We start from the raw sequence: 18,728 nt of genomic DNA, 5'->3' as shown, positions 1-18,728 counted from the left end.
ACAAATCATGGCTTCCATTAATACTGCTTTATGTTCTTTTGGAATGAGTGGACTTGTGTTTCACGCACCATTTATTGAAGAACATCCCGATTTTAATTTATATGGGGTCTTGGAGCGATCAAAAAATTTGGCAGAAGAAACCTATCCAGCGATCAAAACCTTTCGAACATTAGAAGGGCTTCTAGTTGATGAGAAGGTTGACTTGGTAGTTGTAAATACACCCAACATCACCCATTTTGAATTCACCAAAAAAGCCATTTTGGCGGGGAAGCATGTGGTTGTTGAAAAACCATTTACTGTCACCTCTAAAGAAGCTGAAGTGTTAATGGCATTGGCGAAAGAACATCAAGTATTACTTTCCGTCTTTCATAATAGACGATGGGATAGTGATTTTTTAACCGTAAAGAAAGTTCTTGAACAAGAAGTTTTAGGAGATATAGTTGAGGCCGAATTTCATTATGACCGTTTTGAGCCAGCCTTGAGTTATAAGGTGCATAAAGAGACTCCAACCGAAGGAGTGGGAAGCTTGTACGATCTCGGCTCCCATATTATCGATCAGGCGATTCAACTTTTCGGGATGCCAAAAAGTGTGTTTGCTACTTTGGATGGTTTTCGGGAGCACTCGAAAGTGGTTGATTATTTTGATGTCAAATTGTATTATCCACATCATTACGTGACTTTAAAATCAAGCTATTTTGTTAGAGAGCCTTTGTCAGCCTATAGTGTTCATGGAACCAAGGGTTCTTTTTTGAAATCGAAGGCCGATATACAAGAAGCTGCACTTCAAAAGGGTATCAAACCAAATACAGAATACTGGGGTGTGGAGCCTGAAAAAGAGCAGGGATGGTTGCATTATATGAAGGATGGTCAATCCATTAAAACTCATCAAGCGACCGAAATAGGCAACTATATGGCTTATTATGACCAAATCTCAAAAGCCATAAAAAATCAGGAAAAACTTCCTGTAACAGCAGAAGAAGCCACCTTGGTTATAAAAATTATTGAGGCCGCTCATAGAAGTCATCAAGAAAAACGCATCATAGATTTATGAAAAAAATAGTTGTTCTAGCAAGTTTATTTATAATAGGGAATTTATATTCCCAAACAAAGAATGTGTCACAGGTTTGGGTTTCCGATAATGGCGATGGAACCTATACCAATCCCATTTTGCACGCCGATTATTCCGACCCCGATGTGGTGCGTGTGGGAGATGATTATTATATGACGGCTTCGTCGTTTACCTGTACTCCGGGTTTACCCATTCTTCATTCCAAGGATTTGGTGAATTGGGATTTGGTGAATTATGCACTTCCTAAACAAGTGCCATTGGATGTATTTGACAAACCCCAACATGGTAAAGGCGTGTGGGCACCATGTATTAGATATCACAATGGGGAGTATTATATTTATTATCCAGATCCCGATTTTGGAATTTACATGATCAAGACCCAAGACCCAAAATCGACTTGGTCTGAGCCTGTTTTGGTTAAAGGAGGTCGCGGACTCATTGACCCAACCCCGCTATGGGATGATGATGGTCAGGTTTATTTGGCTTATGCTTTTGCAGGAAGTCGCGCTGGAATTAAAAGTCTTTTGGTTATCGCTTCTATGAACGATGAAGGAACCAAAACCAATGATGATGAAGTGATGATTATTGATGGCCATGATGGAGAAGATACCATTGAGGGGCCTAAATTTTATAAACGAAATGGCTATTACTACATTTTTGCACCCGCAGGAGGGGTAGCTACCGGTTGGCAAACCATTTTAAGGTCAAAATCCGTATTCGGACCTTATGAGAAGAAGAAAGTTCTACATCAAGGAGCAACAGACATTAATGGTCCGCATCAAGGAGCTTGGATAGAAACCCAAACTGGAGAGGATTGGTTTATCCATTTTCAAGATAAAGGTGCTTACGGACGTATTGTACACATGCAACCCATGCATTGGGAAAAGGACTGGCCAGTAATGGGAGTCAATCAATCCAAGGATGGTGTTGGGGAGCCTGTAACTACTTATAAAAAACCCAATGTAGGTAAGACGTATGACATCGTTACACCGCCAGATTCAGATGAATTTAACACACCAACAGTAGGTTTGCAATGGCAGTGGCAGGCAAATAAACAGGTGTATTGGGGATTTCCAACATCGATGGGACATTTTACCATGTATTGTAGACCACTTTCTGAAGAGGCCGACAATATCCATGATGTGCCCAATTTATTATTACAAAAATTCCCGGCGGAAACTTTTACAGCTACTTCAAAAGTGACTTTTAATGCACGTCACGATGGCGAAAAAGTTGGTTTCCTGGTTATGGGGTTGGATTACAGCTATCTTCAAATGAAACAGGAGAATGGAGACTTATTTCTGTCTCAGGTAACTTGCATGGACGCTGATAAAGGGACTAAGGAGAGAACTGGTGAAAAAGTAAAATTGAAGACGAATACCATATATCTGCAGGTGCGAGTGAGTGAAGGAGGTCAATGTGATTTTTATTACAGTTTAAACAATAAAAAGTTTACAAAACTTGGAGAAACATTTACAGCTCGAGAAGGTAAATGGATAGGAGCCAAGGTAGGCTTCATGGCATTGCGTGAGGGCATTATTAATGATTCGGGGAGTCTAGATATTGACTGGATTCGATTTACAAAATAATGAAGGAGTCACACCGTATTATATATAGCATAACAATTTGTTTAGTTTGTCTTCTCTTGTTTCAAAGTTGTCAAATGCATAAACCAAAAGAGCTTACATTTACCGTGAAGGAGGATTTGTTTGACTCTTTAAAGGTGGCTGATTTAGGATTGAGTTATCCCAAAGGCATTGAAACTTTTACAGTGTTTAAACCATCAGATAGCTCAGATCACTTCAGCAATGGAGTTGTAATGACTGCGTTCAAAGGGTATTTGTACTGTCAATGGCAAAGTTCCCAAACGGGTGAAGATTCCGAAGATACGTGGGTGGCCTATAGTAGAAGTTTAGATGGAAAAACATGGACTGCACCTATGGTCCTTCAAGAATCCCAAGACGAAGGGTACAGTACATCTGGAGGCTGGTGGAAACACGGAGATACCTTGATAGCCTATTATAATTATTGGCCATCTAAGTTGACTCCAGAAGGAGGATATGCCTATTATAAAACAAGTTTGGATGGAATTCATTGGTCTGAGGGAAATCCCGTTTTGATGAGTGATGGAAAACCTATTCAAGGAATTTTTGAGCAAGATCCTTTAGCTTTAAAAAATGGTCGCATTATCAATGCAGCTCACTTTCAACCTGGATTAAATGCTTCTCCCATTTATACAGATGATCCCTCTGGTGTTCGTGGTTGGAAGCGCAGTGAATTTACAAATAGTGCTGTCAAAAATGATGTTTCCAGAGAAATTGAGCCTAGTGCCTTGGTTCAAGAAGATGGTACTTTGGTTATGATGTTTAGAGATCAGTTTAGTTCTTTTTATTCTATGGCATCCTTCAGTGATGATTCCGGTGAAACCTGGTCTCGGCCGGGATTAACGACTATGCCTGATTCGCGCTCAAAACAGAGTGCAGGTAATTTACCTGACGGCACAGCCTATTTGGTGAATAATCCTGTTCGTTCCAAAGTGCGCATGCCTTTAGTAATCACTTTGAGCAAAAATGGAAAGAATTTTGATAATGCTTTTTTATTGCGAAAAGGAGAAGGTGATATTCAGCCCCTACGTTATCAAGGAAAATACAAACGCTTGGGGTATCATTATCCCAAATCTATGGTAAATGAAGGATTTCTTTATGTGTCCTATTCAGTCAATAAGGAAGAAGTGGAATTTACCAGGGTTCCTATTGGGAGTTTGGAAATGAATGAAAGCCGCAATTAGCTTAACTTTAAAAACAGAACATGAAAGTGAAATTCACAAAATATATATGGCTTTTAATATTTGGTTTTATGGGTGTTTCAAGCTTGATGGCTCAAGTACATGATCGCTCATGGAAACAGGTTATTTACCAAAAGGAAGCTTCTTGGTTTGCCACCAATGAAGCCAAACAGGTAGCTGAAAATGTATTGCTTTATCAAAGGGATATAGGTGGGTGGCCTAAAAATGTACCCATGCATTTAACGCTTTCCAAAGCAGAAAAGAAGGAATTGGAAGCCTTAAAATCTACCGGTTTGGAAGCCACAACGGATAATGGAGCAACAACCCAAGAGATGTTGTTCCTCTCCAAGATGTATGCTCAGACTGCTGATGAGCGTTATAAGGAGAGCTTTTTGCAGGGATTGGATTATATTTTGGAAGCGCAGTATGAGAATGGTGGGTGGCCACAGTTTTATCCCTTAAAAAAAGGGTATTATTCACATATTACCTATAATGACGACTCCATGGTTCATATCATGAATTTGTTATTGGAATTACGAAATAACTCTGATTATTACTCTATTAAACCTTCAAAAGAACAATTGGAAAGGGTAAATGAAGCCTTTAAGAAGGGTATTGATTGTATTCTAAACACGCAATACAAGCAAAATGGAATTCTTACAGGTTGGTGTGCCCAACATGATGCGGTGACTTTGGAACCTGCCAAAGCGAGAGCCTATGAATTACCTTCTTTGAGTGGCGCTGAGTCTGTGGGAATTGTAAAGCTATTAATGTCAGTTGAAAATCCTTCAATAGAAGTTATTAACGCAGTAAACAGTGCAGTCACTTGGTTTGAAAACAGTAAAGTTTTGGGACTTCGCCAAGAACGAACCTATGATGCCAATGGCCGGGTAGTTGATAAAGTCATGATTGCTGATAAGGATGCCCCACCATTATGGGGACGTTTTATGGAGTTGGATGACAATACACCTTTTTTCTGCGATCGGGATGGTGTTAAAAAATATAAGCTTTCAGAAATTGGTGCTGAAAGAAGAAATGGTTATCGATGGTATACAGATGCGCCTTCAATGGTATTGGAAGTTTACCCAAATTGGAAAAAGAAATATGTGTTTTCCAAATCTAAAGGAACTCAAAGTTCACATGAGATAGTAGTTTCAAAGGATGGTACCGGAGATTATACAAGCATTCAAGAGGCTATAAACAATACCAAGGCATTTCCTTATGATCGACTAACTATTTTTATCAAAAATGGGGTGTACAAGGAAAAAATTAAGGTACATGAGTGGAACACCAACTTATCAATTATTGGAGAAAGTAAGGAAGGTACCATCATTATCTATGATGATTATTTTAACAAAATAGGTCTTGGTAGAAATAGCACTTTTTATACTTATACGCTTTTGGTGGAAGCCAATAATGTAGTGCTTAAAAACTTGACTATTGAAAATTCTTCAGGCGAAGTGGGACAAGCCGTGGCTTTATCTGTTTTTTCTGATGAGGTAGCTGTTATCAATTGCAAACTTTTAGGAAATCAGGATACCCTATATGCTTCTGGCAAAGGGAAACAATATTATAAGGATTGTTATATAGAAGGTACCACAGACTTTATCTTTGGAAGCGCCACCGCCTATTTTGAAAATTGTCAAATTCATAGCAAAAAGAATTCTTATGTGACTGCAGCTTCCACGCCTCAAGAATCAGAATTTGGATATGTTTTTAAAGACTGTGAGTTAACAGCTGATGATGAAGTTACAGAGGTTTATTTAGGCAGGCCTTGGCGAATTTACGCGCAGACCGTATTCATCAATTGCGAATTGGGAAGCCATATTTTACCAGAAGGTTGGCACAATTGGTCCAAACCAGAAGCGGAGCAAACAGCTTTTTATGGGGAATATAGAAACTCAGGAAAAGGATTTGCACCTAAAAAGCGTGTGCAATGGTCACATCAATTAACAAGTAAGGAAGCAGAACAATATACATTAAAACATGTTTTGGGGAACGGACTCCCCAACGACAAAAAAGAATGGTATGAAATATTATAATTATAAATGGAGCTTATTATTGGTGTTGATACTTTTTATAGCATGTAAACAAGAGCAAGTTCCTGAACCAGTTTTAACTGAGGAAATCCAAGAAACGGTATCCATACACACCATAGGTGACTCCACCATGGCCGATAAAGTGAATCCGGAAGAAAACCCTGAGAGGGGTTGGTGTCAGTTACTGCCTATTTTCTTGAATGACAAAGCGGTTGTGAAAAACCACGCGGTGAATGGGCGGAGTACTCGAAGCTTTATACAACAAAAACGCTGGGATTCGGTGTATTCCAAATTAAATAGAGGTGATTACGTTTTTATCCAATTTGGCCATAACGACCAGAAAGAAAATGATTCGTTACGTTATACAAATCCTCATACGGCGTATAGGCATAATTTAATTAAGTTTGTTCAAGAGGCAAGAGAAAAGGGAGCTCATCCGGTATTGTTTTCTTCCATAGTAAGACGTAATTTTAATGAAAATGGGACCTTGGTCGATACCCATGGAGATTATCCCATGGAAGTAAGATTAGTTGCCCAAGAATTTGAGGTGCCTTTTATCGATTTACAATATGCCACCGAACAGATGGAGGAACGTTATGGGGTTGAGGCATCCAAAAAATTACATTTACATTATGCGCCTAACGAAATAGCTTATTATCCAGAAGGAAAAGAGGACGATACCCATTTATCAATTGAAGGAGCAACAGAGGTTGCAAGATTGGCAGTGGCGGAATTAAAAAATAAGGTTCCAGAGTTTACTAATTTTATAAAAGAAGAGGAGTAAGATGTTTAGACGAATTTCCATATTGTTTTTTATGATATTTATGAATCTTGTGAATGGTCAAAATGAAGAGGTGAATTTGTGGGCTCAGGAAGTTCCAAATTCCATAGAAGATAACAGCTATCAAGAAACTTATGATTTTGAAGACACGGTGAAGACAAAGACTTTTAAAGTATCTACGCCTACACTTCAAATTTTTAAACCAGCGCAGGCAAATGGTACTTCTATTATCATTTTTCCAGGGGGCGGATATGAGTATTTATCTAGTGAAAAAGAAGGAGTGAAAATAGCCAATTGGCTTAATGACTTGGGAGTCACCGCTATCATTTTAAATTACCGATTACCTTCAGATGCGATTATGACTGATAGGCGAATTGGTCCCTTGCAAGATGCTCAGGAGGCTGTAAGGTATGTGAGAAGGCATGCCGCTGATTTGGGTATAGACGAAAAAAGGATCGGGATAATAGGTTTTTCAGCCGGGGGACATCTGGCTTCTACTTTGTCCACGCAATATGATAGGGAAATTTATAAGCATGATAATGTGAGCGCTAGACCAGATTTTTCTATCTTAATATATCCGGTTATTTCCATGAAGGATGGTATTACCCATGTCGGATCTAAATCGAGATTGATAGGTGCCAATGCTTCAGCAGTGGATGTGGAGCAATATTCAAATGAGCGACAAGTAACTGCCAACACCCCCATGACTTTTTTGGTACACGCCACCGATGATGGTTCTGTGCCGGTTGAGAACAGTATCAATTACTATTTAGCTCTAAGAAGGCATAGCATTTCAGCTGAGATGCATGTCTATAAGGATGGAGGTCATGGATTTGGATTGGGTAGGGAAGGAACGCATACCAGTTGGCCAAAACAATGTGAAGCCTGGATGAAAGCAAACCATTTATTGGATACAAAATCTTTATGAAGGCATTAAAGTCAATTGTGTTTGTTTTTTGGATTGGCATGATTAATCTATGCTATTCACAAACAAATGTGCAGGATTCTGTGATTGGCCAAATAGAAAAGCAGATAAAACTGCCTCAAATTCCAAATTATCAAATTAATGTATTGGATTTCGGCGCCAAGGGAGATGGAAAGTTTAATAATAAAAAAGCCTTTGATAAGGCTATGGTTACTCTGGCAAAAAAGGGGGGAGGCACACTACTTGTTCCGAAGGGAAACTTCAAAGTAAATGGGCCCATTCATTTTGTGAGTCATGTGAATCTTCATTTGGAAGAGGGTTCAAAAATTACTTTTGGAGACAACCCAAAAGATTATCCCAATGTTTTGACTAGTTGGGAAGGCACCATGTTATACAATCACAGTCCCTTCATTTATGGAATAGATCTAACAGATGTCAGTATTACTGGAAAGGGAACAATAGATGGGGATGGAGGCAGTGTTTGGGGTACTTGGAAGTCTAAGGAAGGTGATGGAAAGGCTTTGAGCCGAAAGATGAACCATGAAGAACAGTCGCTTGAGACACGTGTTTTTGGGGAGGGTTTTTATTTAAGACCGCAATTGATTCAATTTGTCTCATCCAAAAATATATTGATTGAAGGGATAACCATTGAGGATGCTCCTTTTTGGTGTGTCCATATACTGAAATGCAGCAGCATCACCCTAAGAGACCTAAAATACAATGCACATAACAAAAATAATGATGGTATTGATATAGAGCACTCCAAATTAGTACTTATAGAAAAGGTGAGCTTTGATAATGGTGACGATAATATTGCTATTAAGGCAGGAAGGGATCATGATGGTAGGAATGCCAATATGCCCTCTAAGCAAATTATAGTAAGAGATTGCACATTTAAAGGACTTCATGCCTTGGTGATTGGTAGTGAAATGTCTTCTGGCGTAGAAGATGTTTATGCCTATAACTGTAAAGCAAGTGGTTATTTAAAAAGAGGCATTTATATCAAAACCAATTCCGATCGTGGTGGATATATAAGAAACATCCATTTCAATCAGTTGGATTTTCAAAATGTAGAGGATGCTATTTACATTACCTCCAATTACCATGGTGAAGGAAGCGGATTGTTTCCTTCGGAAATTTCCAATCTTTATTTTTCCAATTTAAGTTTTACCAAAGCCTCTAATACAGCTATTGTTGTGGAGGGATACCCAGAAAAACCTGTTAAAAACATCTATTTTGATTTTATTGAGGTGGGTTCTGCGAAAAACGGAATGACCATATCAAAAAGCAAGAACGTTCAAGTGAACGAAGTGGTGATTGGTGAAAAGCAAACGGTTCCCAGTGCCGTGAATTGATTTTTGCCATTTCTGCCACATGCTTCCGTTCTGTCTTGTTCTTTCCATGATGCCTTTGTCATACACTATCCATACTTTATCCATGGCGTATCCGTAGGGTTGAAAAGTCAAAATGACCCGTCCTAAAATAGCTATACAGGTTATTGAATAAATCCTGATACCATTTACAGTGTTTCTATAATGACTTGCCCAAGTTTGGTGGTGATTGAGGGATTTTTTGTTACTTTCCAATGTGAATTAAAAAGGAAGGTACGAGCAAGATGCTCGCGCCAGCTATGAAACTAAAGTTAAGTATGAATACAGATCACCAAGGTATTTTGAGTAGGAAGATTCTTTTCTTTCTGCTCTTTCTTGGTTTGACATTTTCATGTCATAATCTTGAAAAGAAAACCAATATTTCAAAAAAAACAGATTACTTAAATCAAGTAAAGGATATTTTAATTGAGAAATCAAATTATAAAATTTATTTAGACAGTAGCGAAGTTTTTTACGATGCGTTTCCACCTGAATTTTGGTATTATTCAAATAATAGGGATGGTCATAATTCTAATCCTACAAGTTATGGTATCAAAATAAAAGACTCCGTTTTAAAAGAAATTGATCTAACCTATGATGATTATGATAAATTGATGGATGCAAGAAGGAAAAATTGGGTAGATAAGAAACTTTTATTAGAGGAGTATGATAGCATTAAAACGATATATGTATTTTCTCATATGACAGATCACTTTTTTTTCCTTCATTATTTAAGGTTGATTGAACCTGAGAAAAGGGAACGGAAATTTGATTTAAAAGATACTTATTATTATCAATATCTTTTAAAAAATAAATTGCTCAATGTTGCTGATTTTGAGTCTTTTGTAGTCATTCTTGATGACAATCAACAGGTTAAGAGTATCTATTTAGATGAAGGTGGTGTTGGAGAATGCTTTTTGTAATGGAAGTAATGTACAGGTAAGAGTAAGATGTTCTTCCCATCAGAAAGGGCGGTTTTTCCCTCCAAAATAATACGTGACCAAGCCAATGAAAAAGTCCCATTGGACCCCAGAATGGAAGATCTTGTTGCGCCATTGGTATTACCTGGGAAATTGATTTTTGATGCGAGTAGGATGATTTATGGTGGGTTTAAGTCTTTGATCCAATCCTTAGAAGATCATTAAAACAAGCTTGTTATTTGATTTTCCGGAGGATCTTTTTTAGGGAGCTTACCATTAAACCATTAGTGCTTTTTACTAAAGTTAAGTCATTATTGTCCTTTTCATCTAAGGTAACTTGTCCTAAGACTTTCCTCGAGTAGATGGTTTCCAAAGTATTCAAATCGTAAACTTGTAGTATGGTATAGGCTCTATTCTTGCTTTTACCATAGGGTTTTCCAATTTTAAAACTGCCTATGTCATCTTCAATACTTTTACTTTCAATATTGATTACATAGTCAAAATGGGTTATTTTTTTAAAGTTTTCGAGACGAAGGGTATCCGGGTTAATTGGTAAATGTGGTAAAGCATAAGGAAGGCTATCGGCAACAACGAGCTGACTTCCTAATTGGTTGTAAAAAAATTTATAGGCTAATTTAGTTTGTTTTTTCTGAATGCTGTAAGGCACATTCGGATCATTAAGTAGCCATTTACCCTCTCTGTAGTCTATTCCGTAAGGTGTGGATTCCAAGTCATGTATATAGGTAGCCGTATGGCAAGAGGAGACTATCAGTAGGATGAAATATATGAGGTTTATTGACTTTTTCATTTCATTTATATGATTACATAAATATATGTTTTTGTAGCTAGCAATTAAATATGTTTCTTAAATCAAAGTTGAAGTTTAGTGACTTTTTCCCTACCACATAATCCCAGCATGTAATATATAAATTGATTCAATTATCAAGATATTTGGTCTTTTAAGGGTAATTTAAAAATGTGCTTTTAAATGGAAAGCCCAAGTGTAAATACTTGGGCTTTTGTGTTTATTATAATTAGAAATAAATTTTATTTCCAGAAATAGGCATATAGGGCCACTAACACCAACATAACGGCAAAGGCACTAATATTGAATAAAGGAGATGTTTTAAATAACTCTTTATTAAGTTTGATGCCCTTAGGATCATTTTGTCCTTTGTTCTGCAACATACTAATGACAATGATTACGATAGCTGTTAATAGGAAGGTGATTCCCATTTGGTCCATAAACGGAAGGTCAACGAAAATAGAACTATCAGACCAACCTTTAGGAGCCACTTTAAAATACATAGCAATAGGAATAGAAACTAAAGCCCCTACTATAGCCGCTTGATTGGTTGTTTTTTTCCAGAATAATCCTAAAATGAACACCGCCAAAATACCAGGACTCACAACTCCCGTATATTCTTGGATAAATTGGAAGGCTTGGTCTATACCACCTAATAATGGTGCCATAATACCTCCAATAACCAAGGCTACTGCAGCTGATATTCTACCAACGGTTACCAATGAAGTTCCACTGGCATTTTTATTAATATAAGGCTTGTAGATATCCATTGTGAAAATGGTTGAGGTAGAATTCAACATAGATGCCAAAGATGAAACAATGGCTGCCGCCAAAGCAGCAAACGCTACACCTTTAAGTCCTACAGGTAAGAACTGCAACAACCAAGGATATGCTTTGTCTGCTTGATCTAATGAAGGAATATTATGTTGAGCCATGGTTCCCAATTTGGCCATGATTTCTGGGTCATTAACCATTACATAAGCGGCAATACCAGGAATCACAACAATTAATGGGATGATTAATTTAAGGAAGGCTGCCAATACGATTCCTTTTTGAGATTCTCTTAATGATTTTGCAGCAAGAGTTCTTTGGATGATGTATTGGTTGAATCCCCAATAATATAAATTGGCAATCCACATTCCACCAATCAAGACCCCAATTCCAGGTAGATCTTTGTAATACGGATTGCTTTTATCTAAGATCATGGCAAATCTTTCAGGTGCACGATCAAAAATAGTTTCAAATCCTGCAACAACACCTTCCCCTCCAGATACGGTATTAAGCGCTAGATAGGTTGTAACTAGTCCTCCCAAAACTAAGAAGACCACTTGAATCACATCAGTCCAAGCTACAGCTGAAAGACCACCATAAAGCGAATAGGCTGCAGCAAATAAGCCAAGACCTATAACTCCATACATCATAGGGATTCCCATAATAGTCTCAAGCGCCAAAGCTCCTAAATATAATACAGAAGCTAGGTTTACAAATACGTAAAGGGCTATCCAAAAGATAGCTAAAATGGTTTTTAAGTTGGTAGAATAGCGCTGTTCAACAAATTCAGGAATGGTATAAATTCCTTTTTCAATGAAAATAGGAAGAAAGTATTTTCCAACAATTATTAAGGTCAAGGCGGCCATCCATTCATAGGAAGCTATCGCTAATCCTACGGCAAAACCAGATCCAGACATCCCAATAAACTGTTCTGCAGAGATGTTTGCTGCGATTAGGGAAGCTCCAATAGCCCACCAAGGCAGTGATCGGCCTGCTAAAAAGTAATCTTCTGTACTCTTGGATTCTCCTTTTTTGCGTCTGGAAACCCAAAGGCCTACTCCTAAAATCAGTACGGCGTAGGCGATAAATACTGCGTAATCTAAAAATTCAAAGTGCGTAGTGTTCATCTGTTTTTAATTAATTAAAATGGTTTAGAAAAAGTTTTCCAATGCAATGAACCTAGTGGAAATGGGTAGCTGCCCCAAGTGTTGCATATGTTTTATAATTTGTAAATGTATGTTATTGTAATTAATTGATAAAATATCATGAGGCATTATTGTTGAAAAATAGAGGATTTTAGCACTTTAGTTGTTAGGAATTTCAAATGTAGATTTTATTAAACCAGTTTTAATACTCAAAGGTCATAGGAAATCTCGATTTTGTTTTAAAATCATTTCTACCCGGAGGTAAATAGTGGAAGTTTGAAATTGGTTTATTTAATATTTAGAAGTATATTTGTTATTCAATTGGTTGACGAAAATATTCCAATATAAAGAAGTTGTGTTGTTTATCCCGTCTAAGATGGGGTAAAAGGTTGGAGAGTTTGTAATGAGCTCAACGCCAATGGAAAGCTTTCCTTTTCTTCTCTTAGAGAGAATTGGGATGCTTTTTTGTTTTCGGCCTCATAGTTCAAGGGATAGAATAAAAGTTTCCTAAACTTTAGATCCAGGTTCGAGTCCTGGTGGGGCTACTAAATATTTTATGCACCCCAAATAAATGCTCCAAATACTCCTTGAAGAAGAAGAGAATATAGAAAGAATAGGTAAGCAAGTTTTCTTTATGTTATACATCCTAGGTATGGCAACTTTTCTAAGTGTTCGATTTTTTCGTTTTTTGGAAATGGCCTATGTGGAATATATTGACAAAAAGCTGTTTTATACGCATTTAAATGTAGGATTAAAAAAGCTTCAACCGCACCAACAAGTCATTCTAAAACGAAAATTCAGGTTTTATCAATACCTAACCCCAAAACAACAAAGCTTTTTTGAGCATCGAGTGGCTCGATTTTTAAGAGAAAAGGAATTTGTGGGTAAGGGGCTTGAGGTGACAGACGAAATGCAGGTTCTTGTGGCGGCAACAGCAGTGAAAATGATGTTTGGATTAAGGGATTACAGGTTGCAAATCATACAAACCATTTTTATCTATCCTGAGGCTTATTACTCTCGACTCAATGACGCTTACCATAAAGGAGAATTTAATCCACAAAAGAACTTGTTGGTTTTCTCGTGGGAAGATTTTAAGGATGGATATCAAATTGATGACGACAACATTAATTTGGCTATTCATGAAATAGTGCATGCTATACATTTTAATTTTTTAAGCCGAAGAGGCAAAAGTGCTAGTGCGGGTATTTTTCTGAATTCACATGCAGAATTGGTTTCTTATTTGAATAACCACCCAAAGGTGTTGGAAGAAATGCAGAGTTCTGGTTATTTTAGGGCTTACGGTTTTACAAATGACTTCGAACTTTTAGCAGTAATAATGGAAAATTTTATCGAAACTCCAGAGATGTTTAAAAGGGAATTTCCACATATTTATCGTTTGGTAAAGCAGATGTTAAACTTTCATTTTAAGGGGTATTAACTGACCGATGTCATAATTTTTATGGGTTGTAAATCTTAAATTTAATAAGATAATTTATTAAAGTTTTCCTCATGAAAAGATTGGTTCCTGTTTCAGAAATAATGAGTAAGGAGGTTATTGCCATTACTCAGGATGATGGCCTTGATGTGGCTGAACATTTATTTAAAAAACATCATATAAGACATATTCCAGTAGTTAAAGGAAAGCGAATCGTTGGGATGTTGAGTCTCACAGATCTCTTAAGAATTAGCTTTGCAGATGAGGTAGAAGATGAGGAAGAAGTGGAAACTATTGTCTATAATATGTTTACCATTGATCAAGTTATGACCAAAAATTTGATAAGTGTAAGCCCCGATAGTACCATAAAAGAGGTTGCTGAAATTTTAGCTTCCAAAGAATTTCATGCCTTACCAGTAGTATGTAATGATGATTTGGTGGGTATAGTAACAACTACAGACTTGATCAAGTACTTATTAAAGCAGTATTAGGTGTGCAAAATACTTAAATTCAGTATTTTGAGGCTCCAATTAAAGACGATAATGACAACCCTAATTGCAATAAAAATGCATTTCAACGAATAAATATGCTTTTCATCGTTATTTTTTTGGTATCGATAGTGACTGAATCTATATTTACTATTCCTTCTTAAGACCCCAAATTGAAGAATCAATACAACTTATTAAGGAACTAATTAATCCATTAATCATGACCTTGCGTCATGCTCCCTCAATTGAAATAGAAATTCCCCCTAATATAGAATTTTTATTTTGCAATAATTAATCCATGTATCCCTCAATTAAGGTTCTGTTTCAGAACGAAACGTACCTGTATTTGTTTTTAAAATTGTTTAATTATAAAATTGAGATAGCATGAAATCCCTAACATTAACTTTACTAGCTGCTTTATTCTGTGTTGCATTAACTAAAGCTGAATTAGACCCCAACAAAAAATTGAAAAAGGAAACTCAAGAAACTGTTTCTAAATCAGATCAGTTTGCCTATAACTTTGAAGTCAATAGGCACGTAAGAAAAGATAAAATTCCAGCCGGAGCAGAATAATACTATAAAAAAAGCCTTTCAATACGAAAGGCTTTTTTATTTATTGAATCTTACCTTAATTATTTTAAATTTGAGATATATCAAATTTAGATTCTTTGCTTAAAAAAGTTTTATTCATACTTTTTCTTTTTGCCAGCGGTAATATATTGTCTCAAACTATCATTAGGGATAGTACCCTGTATTATCATGAATTATCAAAAGATAGAACGCTAAGTCTTAACGAGAGAATAAAACAATCCAAAAAGGCTGTTAAATTTTCTTCCCAAACAGGCTTTGATTCGCTTCAACTTAAAACAAGCAGGAATTTGGCCTATTTATATTTGTTGAAACGGGACTATGATTCTCTTAGAATCTGGAATCATTCAAACCTCAAATTGGCTGAGAAGCTGGATGATTCTAGTTCCATAGCCATGACCTGTTATTATCTTGGGTATTATCATCGTGCTACCATGTCAAACGACAGCGCCTATTTTTATTATTATAAAGCATCCAAATTATTTAATTCCTTGAATGATTTAAGAAATGAAGGAGAGGTTCTTTATAATATGGCTAACATTCAATTTGATGAAAAGGATTATCTCGGTGCTGAAAGTAATGCTATCAAGTCTTTAAGATTGATTCAGTCTCTTCCAAGGACAGAGAACAATCTTGATACCCTTTGGTCTATTTTTAATTTGCTAGGAATTATTTCAGATCAACAGGGTCTTTATGACCAAGCTATAGAATATTATGAAGAAGGGATGACTTATAGTTCTCAAATTGAAGATCATTTGTTATATGATTTACATTCATTCAGCAATATTGCTTTGATCTATAAGGAACAAAAAAACTATGAAGAAGCTTTAAAAATCTATGATAGGTTGTTGCAAAATAAGGAGGAACTTATGGAAGATCCAGGAAATTATGCAACAATATTAAGCGAATTTGCAGCTGTAAAATATTATTCAGGTAACTATAAAAATGAAAATATCAGCTCTCTTTTTGGTCAAGCTTATCATTTAGCTGATAGTTTAAATGAAGGGTTGTCCATAATGTGGGTCAGTTTGTATGCTTCTGAATATTATCTGGAAGAACATAAAAAGGATTCTGCCTTAATTTATGCCAACCGAGCATTTAATTTAGGTAAGGAAACGAATTCAAATGATGTTATTTTAAGATCCCTTCTTTTAAAATCACAGCTAGAGGATGAAGATAAAGCTAAATCCTATCTTCGGGATTACATTACTTTAAGTGACAGTTTGCAGGTTAGGGAACGGGCTACTCGAAATAAGTTTGCCCGTATAGCTTATGAAACGGATAACCTAAAGGAGCGTAATAAACAAATTGCAAGAGAGCGTATGTATTTGCTTATTTTTTCGGGCGCTTTAATGTTAACATTTTTGCTTATTTATGTAATTGTCAATCAGCGTAATAAAAACAAGGAGCTCCAGTTTGTACAAAAACAGCAAAAGGCAAATGAAGAGATCTATAATTTGATGCTTTCCCAACAAGACAAAATAGATGAGGCCAGGGTATTAGAAAAAAAACGAATATCACAGGAATTGCATGATGGCGTTTTGGGAAGACTCTTTGGAACGAGATTGACTCTAGATAGTTTGAATATGATGTCTAATGAAGAGGCGATAGAAACACGCGGGAAGTATATTCATTCTTTAAAAGAAATAGAAGAGGATATCCGGAAAGTGTCCCATGAATTAAACACAGATTTTGTGGCAGGTTCGGGTTATTTTGATATCATAAAAACGCTAGTTGAAACTCAGACAGAGGCCTATGGTCTTAAGTTTGAACTTTACAATGATAGTAGTATTGATTGGGACGATGTATCTAATAAGACTAAAATACATATATATAGAATTGTGCAAGAATCCCTTCAAAACATATATAAACATGCCCAAGCAACCAAGGTTGAAATTAGTTTTAAAGCTAAAAAAGATGTAATTTGTCTTGAAATTTCTGATGATGGTTTAGGGTTTGATGTTGAAAAATCCAGAAAAGGAATTGGACTTAAAAATATGACCTCTCGAGTTAAAGAAATAGATGGAGAGTTTCATGTAGAGTCACAGCCAGGAGCAGGCACTACCTTAACCATTTTAACCCCTATTTAAATTTAATTATGCAAGAAAAAGTAACCATTCGAATTTTAATGACCGATGACCATCCCATCATTATAGAAGGTTACCAAATGACCCTTAAAGCAACCAAAAAGGAACATCAAACTTTAATTATTGATATTGCCAATAGTTGTGATGAGTCATTGAAATATATGAACGAGGCTTATGAATCCAATAAACCTTATGATGTTTTGTTTATGGATATTAGTTTGCCACCCTCAAAAGATGGTAAATACACTTCAGGAGAGGATTTGGCTCGTCACGCCCGAAAAATCATGCCTCAATCAAAATTAGTCATTCTCACCATGTTTAATGAACCATATCGGGTTCATAACATTATTAAAACCATAAACCCTGAAGGATTTTTAATTAAAAGTGACTTAACGTCCAGTGAATTGGCAAGTGCTTTTCAGGCAATCATTAACAATCCCCCATTCTATAGTGGTACGGTTAATAGTATTTTAAGAAAGTCGATTTCAAATGACTTGGGTATTGATGATACCAATAGAAAAATACTTCATTTATTAGCCCAAGGAGTAAAGACTAAAAGTCTCGTGGAGCACATAAGTCTGTCCATGAGTGCAATAGAGAAAAGAAAGAAACATCTCAAAGAGTTGTTTGATGTGGTTGATGGAAATGATGAGGCCCTTTTGGAAGAGGCCAAAAAGAAAGGTTTTGTTTAGTTAAATAGCTGTTATTTAGTTCTTTATTGTTTTATTTACGGTTTTTACCGTAACAAGTTTGTGGTTAAACCGTAACACATTGTTTAAAGGAAGACTTATATTTGAATATCAACAACAACTTAATTAATCCCTCACAAGATTTGTTGATAATAGCATTTACACTAACCTTGTGACCTTTTTTAGAAGGTCATAAGGTTTCTTCAAAGCTCAATAACTTCGAAACCTTTTTTGCCTCCTCTTCAGTATTTTTAAAAATACTGATGTGCCAATTAGAACGAAAATATCTCTGAACCGTGCTGAATGAGTATTTTTATAAACAAGCCCAGATAAATCATGGCTACGAGAAACTTGATAAAAGTTCCCGTTAAAAAACCCAGAAAGGAACCAAAAGCTGCCTTTGCCGCTGTTTGATGATCTGCCCTGTTGATTAATTCTCCCACAAATGCTCCCAAAAAGGGCCAAATGATAATACCGAAGATTCCAAAAATGGGAAAGAATATAGCAACCACCAAGCCAACCGTAGTACCGATGACACCTTTTTTACTTCCACCAAATTTTTTAGTTCCCATAACCGGTATGATGTAGTCTAAAACTACAATTACTAAGGCAATGACCAAGGTGACTCCCAAAACCCACCAATTATTAGTCACAGCTTTTGTTAAATATAAAAGCAGTAAACCAATCCAGCTTAAAGGGGGGCCAGGTAAAACAGGGAGGAAGCTTCCTAAAATACCAACTAGCATAAAAACGAAACCAAAAACAACTAAGAGAATGTCCATAAAATTTTATTTGTTAGACTAAGATATTGAAACATTGTTACATTTATAA

The 18,728-nt window shown here is 36.3% G+C and carries 16 protein-coding genes and 1 tRNA gene; 14 read left to right on the top strand and 3 right to left on the bottom strand.

Going from position 1 to position 18,728, the window contains the following annotated elements:
• The first annotated feature begins 7 nt into the window (after positions 1–7).
• From GZ212_RS05210 to GZ212_RS05175, 8 genes are all read left to right on the top strand, one after another.
• On the top strand, positions 8–1,051 hold the full coding sequence (locus GZ212_RS05210; protein ID WP_166957882.1) for a Gfo/Idh/MocA family oxidoreductase: 1,044 nt from the start codon (positions 8–10) through the stop codon (positions 1,049–1,051).
• Complete coding sequence (locus GZ212_RS05205; protein ID WP_166957880.1) at positions 1,048–2,658, top strand: glycoside hydrolase 43 family protein; 1,611 nt, start codon at positions 1,048–1,050, stop codon at positions 2,656–2,658. The genes GZ212_RS05210 and GZ212_RS05205 overlap by 4 nt, the downstream gene beginning before the upstream one ends.
• Before the next feature lie 74 nt (positions 2,659–2,732).
• On the top strand, positions 2,733–3,857 hold the full coding sequence (locus GZ212_RS05200) for a sialidase family protein (protein ID WP_166957878.1): 1,125 nt from the start codon (positions 2,733–2,735) through the stop codon (positions 3,855–3,857).
• A 20-nt stretch (positions 3,858–3,877) separates the two neighbouring features.
• A complete protein-coding gene (pelA, locus tag GZ212_RS05195; RefSeq protein WP_166957876.1) occupies positions 3,878–5,896 on the top strand; it encodes a pectate lyase in 2,019 nt (672 codons plus the stop codon).
• The gene (locus GZ212_RS05190; RefSeq protein ID WP_166957874.1) at positions 5,883–6,677 is read left to right on the top strand and encodes a rhamnogalacturonan acetylesterase; all 795 of its coding nucleotides are present in this window, start codon (positions 5,883–5,885) and stop codon (positions 6,675–6,677) included. The genes pelA and GZ212_RS05190 overlap by 14 nt, the downstream gene beginning before the upstream one ends.
• A gap of 1 nt (position 6,678) precedes the next feature.
• Positions 6,679–7,602: an alpha/beta hydrolase gene (locus GZ212_RS05185; protein WP_166957872.1), complete on the top strand. Its 924-nt coding sequence runs from the start codon at positions 6,679–6,681 to the stop codon at positions 7,600–7,602.
• Positions 7,599–8,954, top strand: coding sequence for a glycoside hydrolase family 28 protein (locus GZ212_RS05180; protein WP_166957870.1), 1,356 nt, complete (start codon positions 7,599–7,601; stop codon positions 8,952–8,954). Before GZ212_RS05185 ends, GZ212_RS05180 begins: the two co-directional genes overlap by 4 nt.
• A 293-nt stretch (positions 8,955–9,247) precedes the next feature.
• Positions 9,248–9,892, top strand: a complete 645-nt coding sequence (locus GZ212_RS05175) for a hypothetical protein (protein WP_166957868.1) — start codon at positions 9,248–9,250, stop codon at positions 9,890–9,892.
• 232 nt (positions 9,893–10,124) lie between these two features.
• Here GZ212_RS05175 and GZ212_RS05170 read toward each other — a convergent pair whose 3' ends face one another.
• Both GZ212_RS05170 and GZ212_RS05165 read right to left on the bottom strand, forming a co-directional pair.
• On the bottom strand, positions 10,125–10,697 hold the full coding sequence (locus GZ212_RS05170) for a hypothetical protein (RefSeq protein WP_166957866.1): 573 nt from the start codon (positions 10,695–10,697) through the stop codon (positions 10,125–10,127).
• 239 nt (positions 10,698–10,936) lie between these two features.
• Positions 10,937–12,592, bottom strand: a complete 1,656-nt coding sequence (locus tag GZ212_RS05165) for a sodium/sugar symporter (protein ID WP_166957864.1) — start codon at positions 12,590–12,592, stop codon at positions 10,937–10,939.
• A 491-nt stretch (positions 12,593–13,083) separates the two neighbouring features.
• Here GZ212_RS05165 and GZ212_RS05160 point away from each other — a divergent pair.
• From GZ212_RS05160 to GZ212_RS05135, 6 genes are all read left to right on the top strand, one after another.
• Positions 13,084–13,155, top strand: a tRNA-Arg gene (locus tag GZ212_RS05160).
• A gap of 26 nt (positions 13,156–13,181) precedes the next feature.
• Positions 13,182–14,048, top strand: a complete 867-nt coding sequence (locus GZ212_RS05155; RefSeq protein WP_166957862.1) for a zinc-dependent peptidase — start codon at positions 13,182–13,184, stop codon at positions 14,046–14,048.
• Positions 14,049–14,119: 71 nt separating this feature from the next.
• On the top strand, positions 14,120–14,536 hold the full coding sequence (locus GZ212_RS05150) for a CBS domain-containing protein (protein ID WP_166957860.1): 417 nt from the start codon (positions 14,120–14,122) through the stop codon (positions 14,534–14,536).
• Between the two features lie 381 nt (positions 14,537–14,917).
• Positions 14,918–15,106, top strand: coding sequence for a hypothetical protein (locus tag GZ212_RS05145; RefSeq protein ID WP_053971200.1), 189 nt, complete (start codon positions 14,918–14,920; stop codon positions 15,104–15,106).
• Between the two features lie 95 nt (positions 15,107–15,201).
• A complete protein-coding gene (locus tag GZ212_RS05140) occupies positions 15,202–17,211 on the top strand; it encodes an ATP-binding protein (protein ID WP_240923755.1) in 2,010 nt (669 codons plus the stop codon).
• Positions 17,212–17,219: 8 nt separating this feature from the next.
• Complete coding sequence (locus GZ212_RS05135; RefSeq protein ID WP_053971201.1) at positions 17,220–17,900, top strand: response regulator transcription factor; 681 nt, start codon at positions 17,220–17,222, stop codon at positions 17,898–17,900.
• A gap of 269 nt (positions 17,901–18,169) precedes the next feature.
• Here GZ212_RS05135 and GZ212_RS05130 read toward each other — a convergent pair whose 3' ends face one another.
• Positions 18,170–18,679: a DUF456 domain-containing protein gene (locus GZ212_RS05130; RefSeq protein WP_166957858.1), complete on the bottom strand. Its 510-nt coding sequence runs from the start codon at positions 18,677–18,679 to the stop codon at positions 18,170–18,172.
• Positions 18,680–18,728: the final 49 nt, after the last annotated feature.

This window comes from Mangrovimonas sp. CR14, assembly GCF_011764015.1.
In the GTDB taxonomy this organism is placed as follows: Bacteria; Bacteroidota; Bacteroidia; order Flavobacteriales; family Flavobacteriaceae; genus Mangrovimonas; species Mangrovimonas futianensis.
This window is presented reverse-complemented; position numbering and strand designations above follow the sequence as displayed.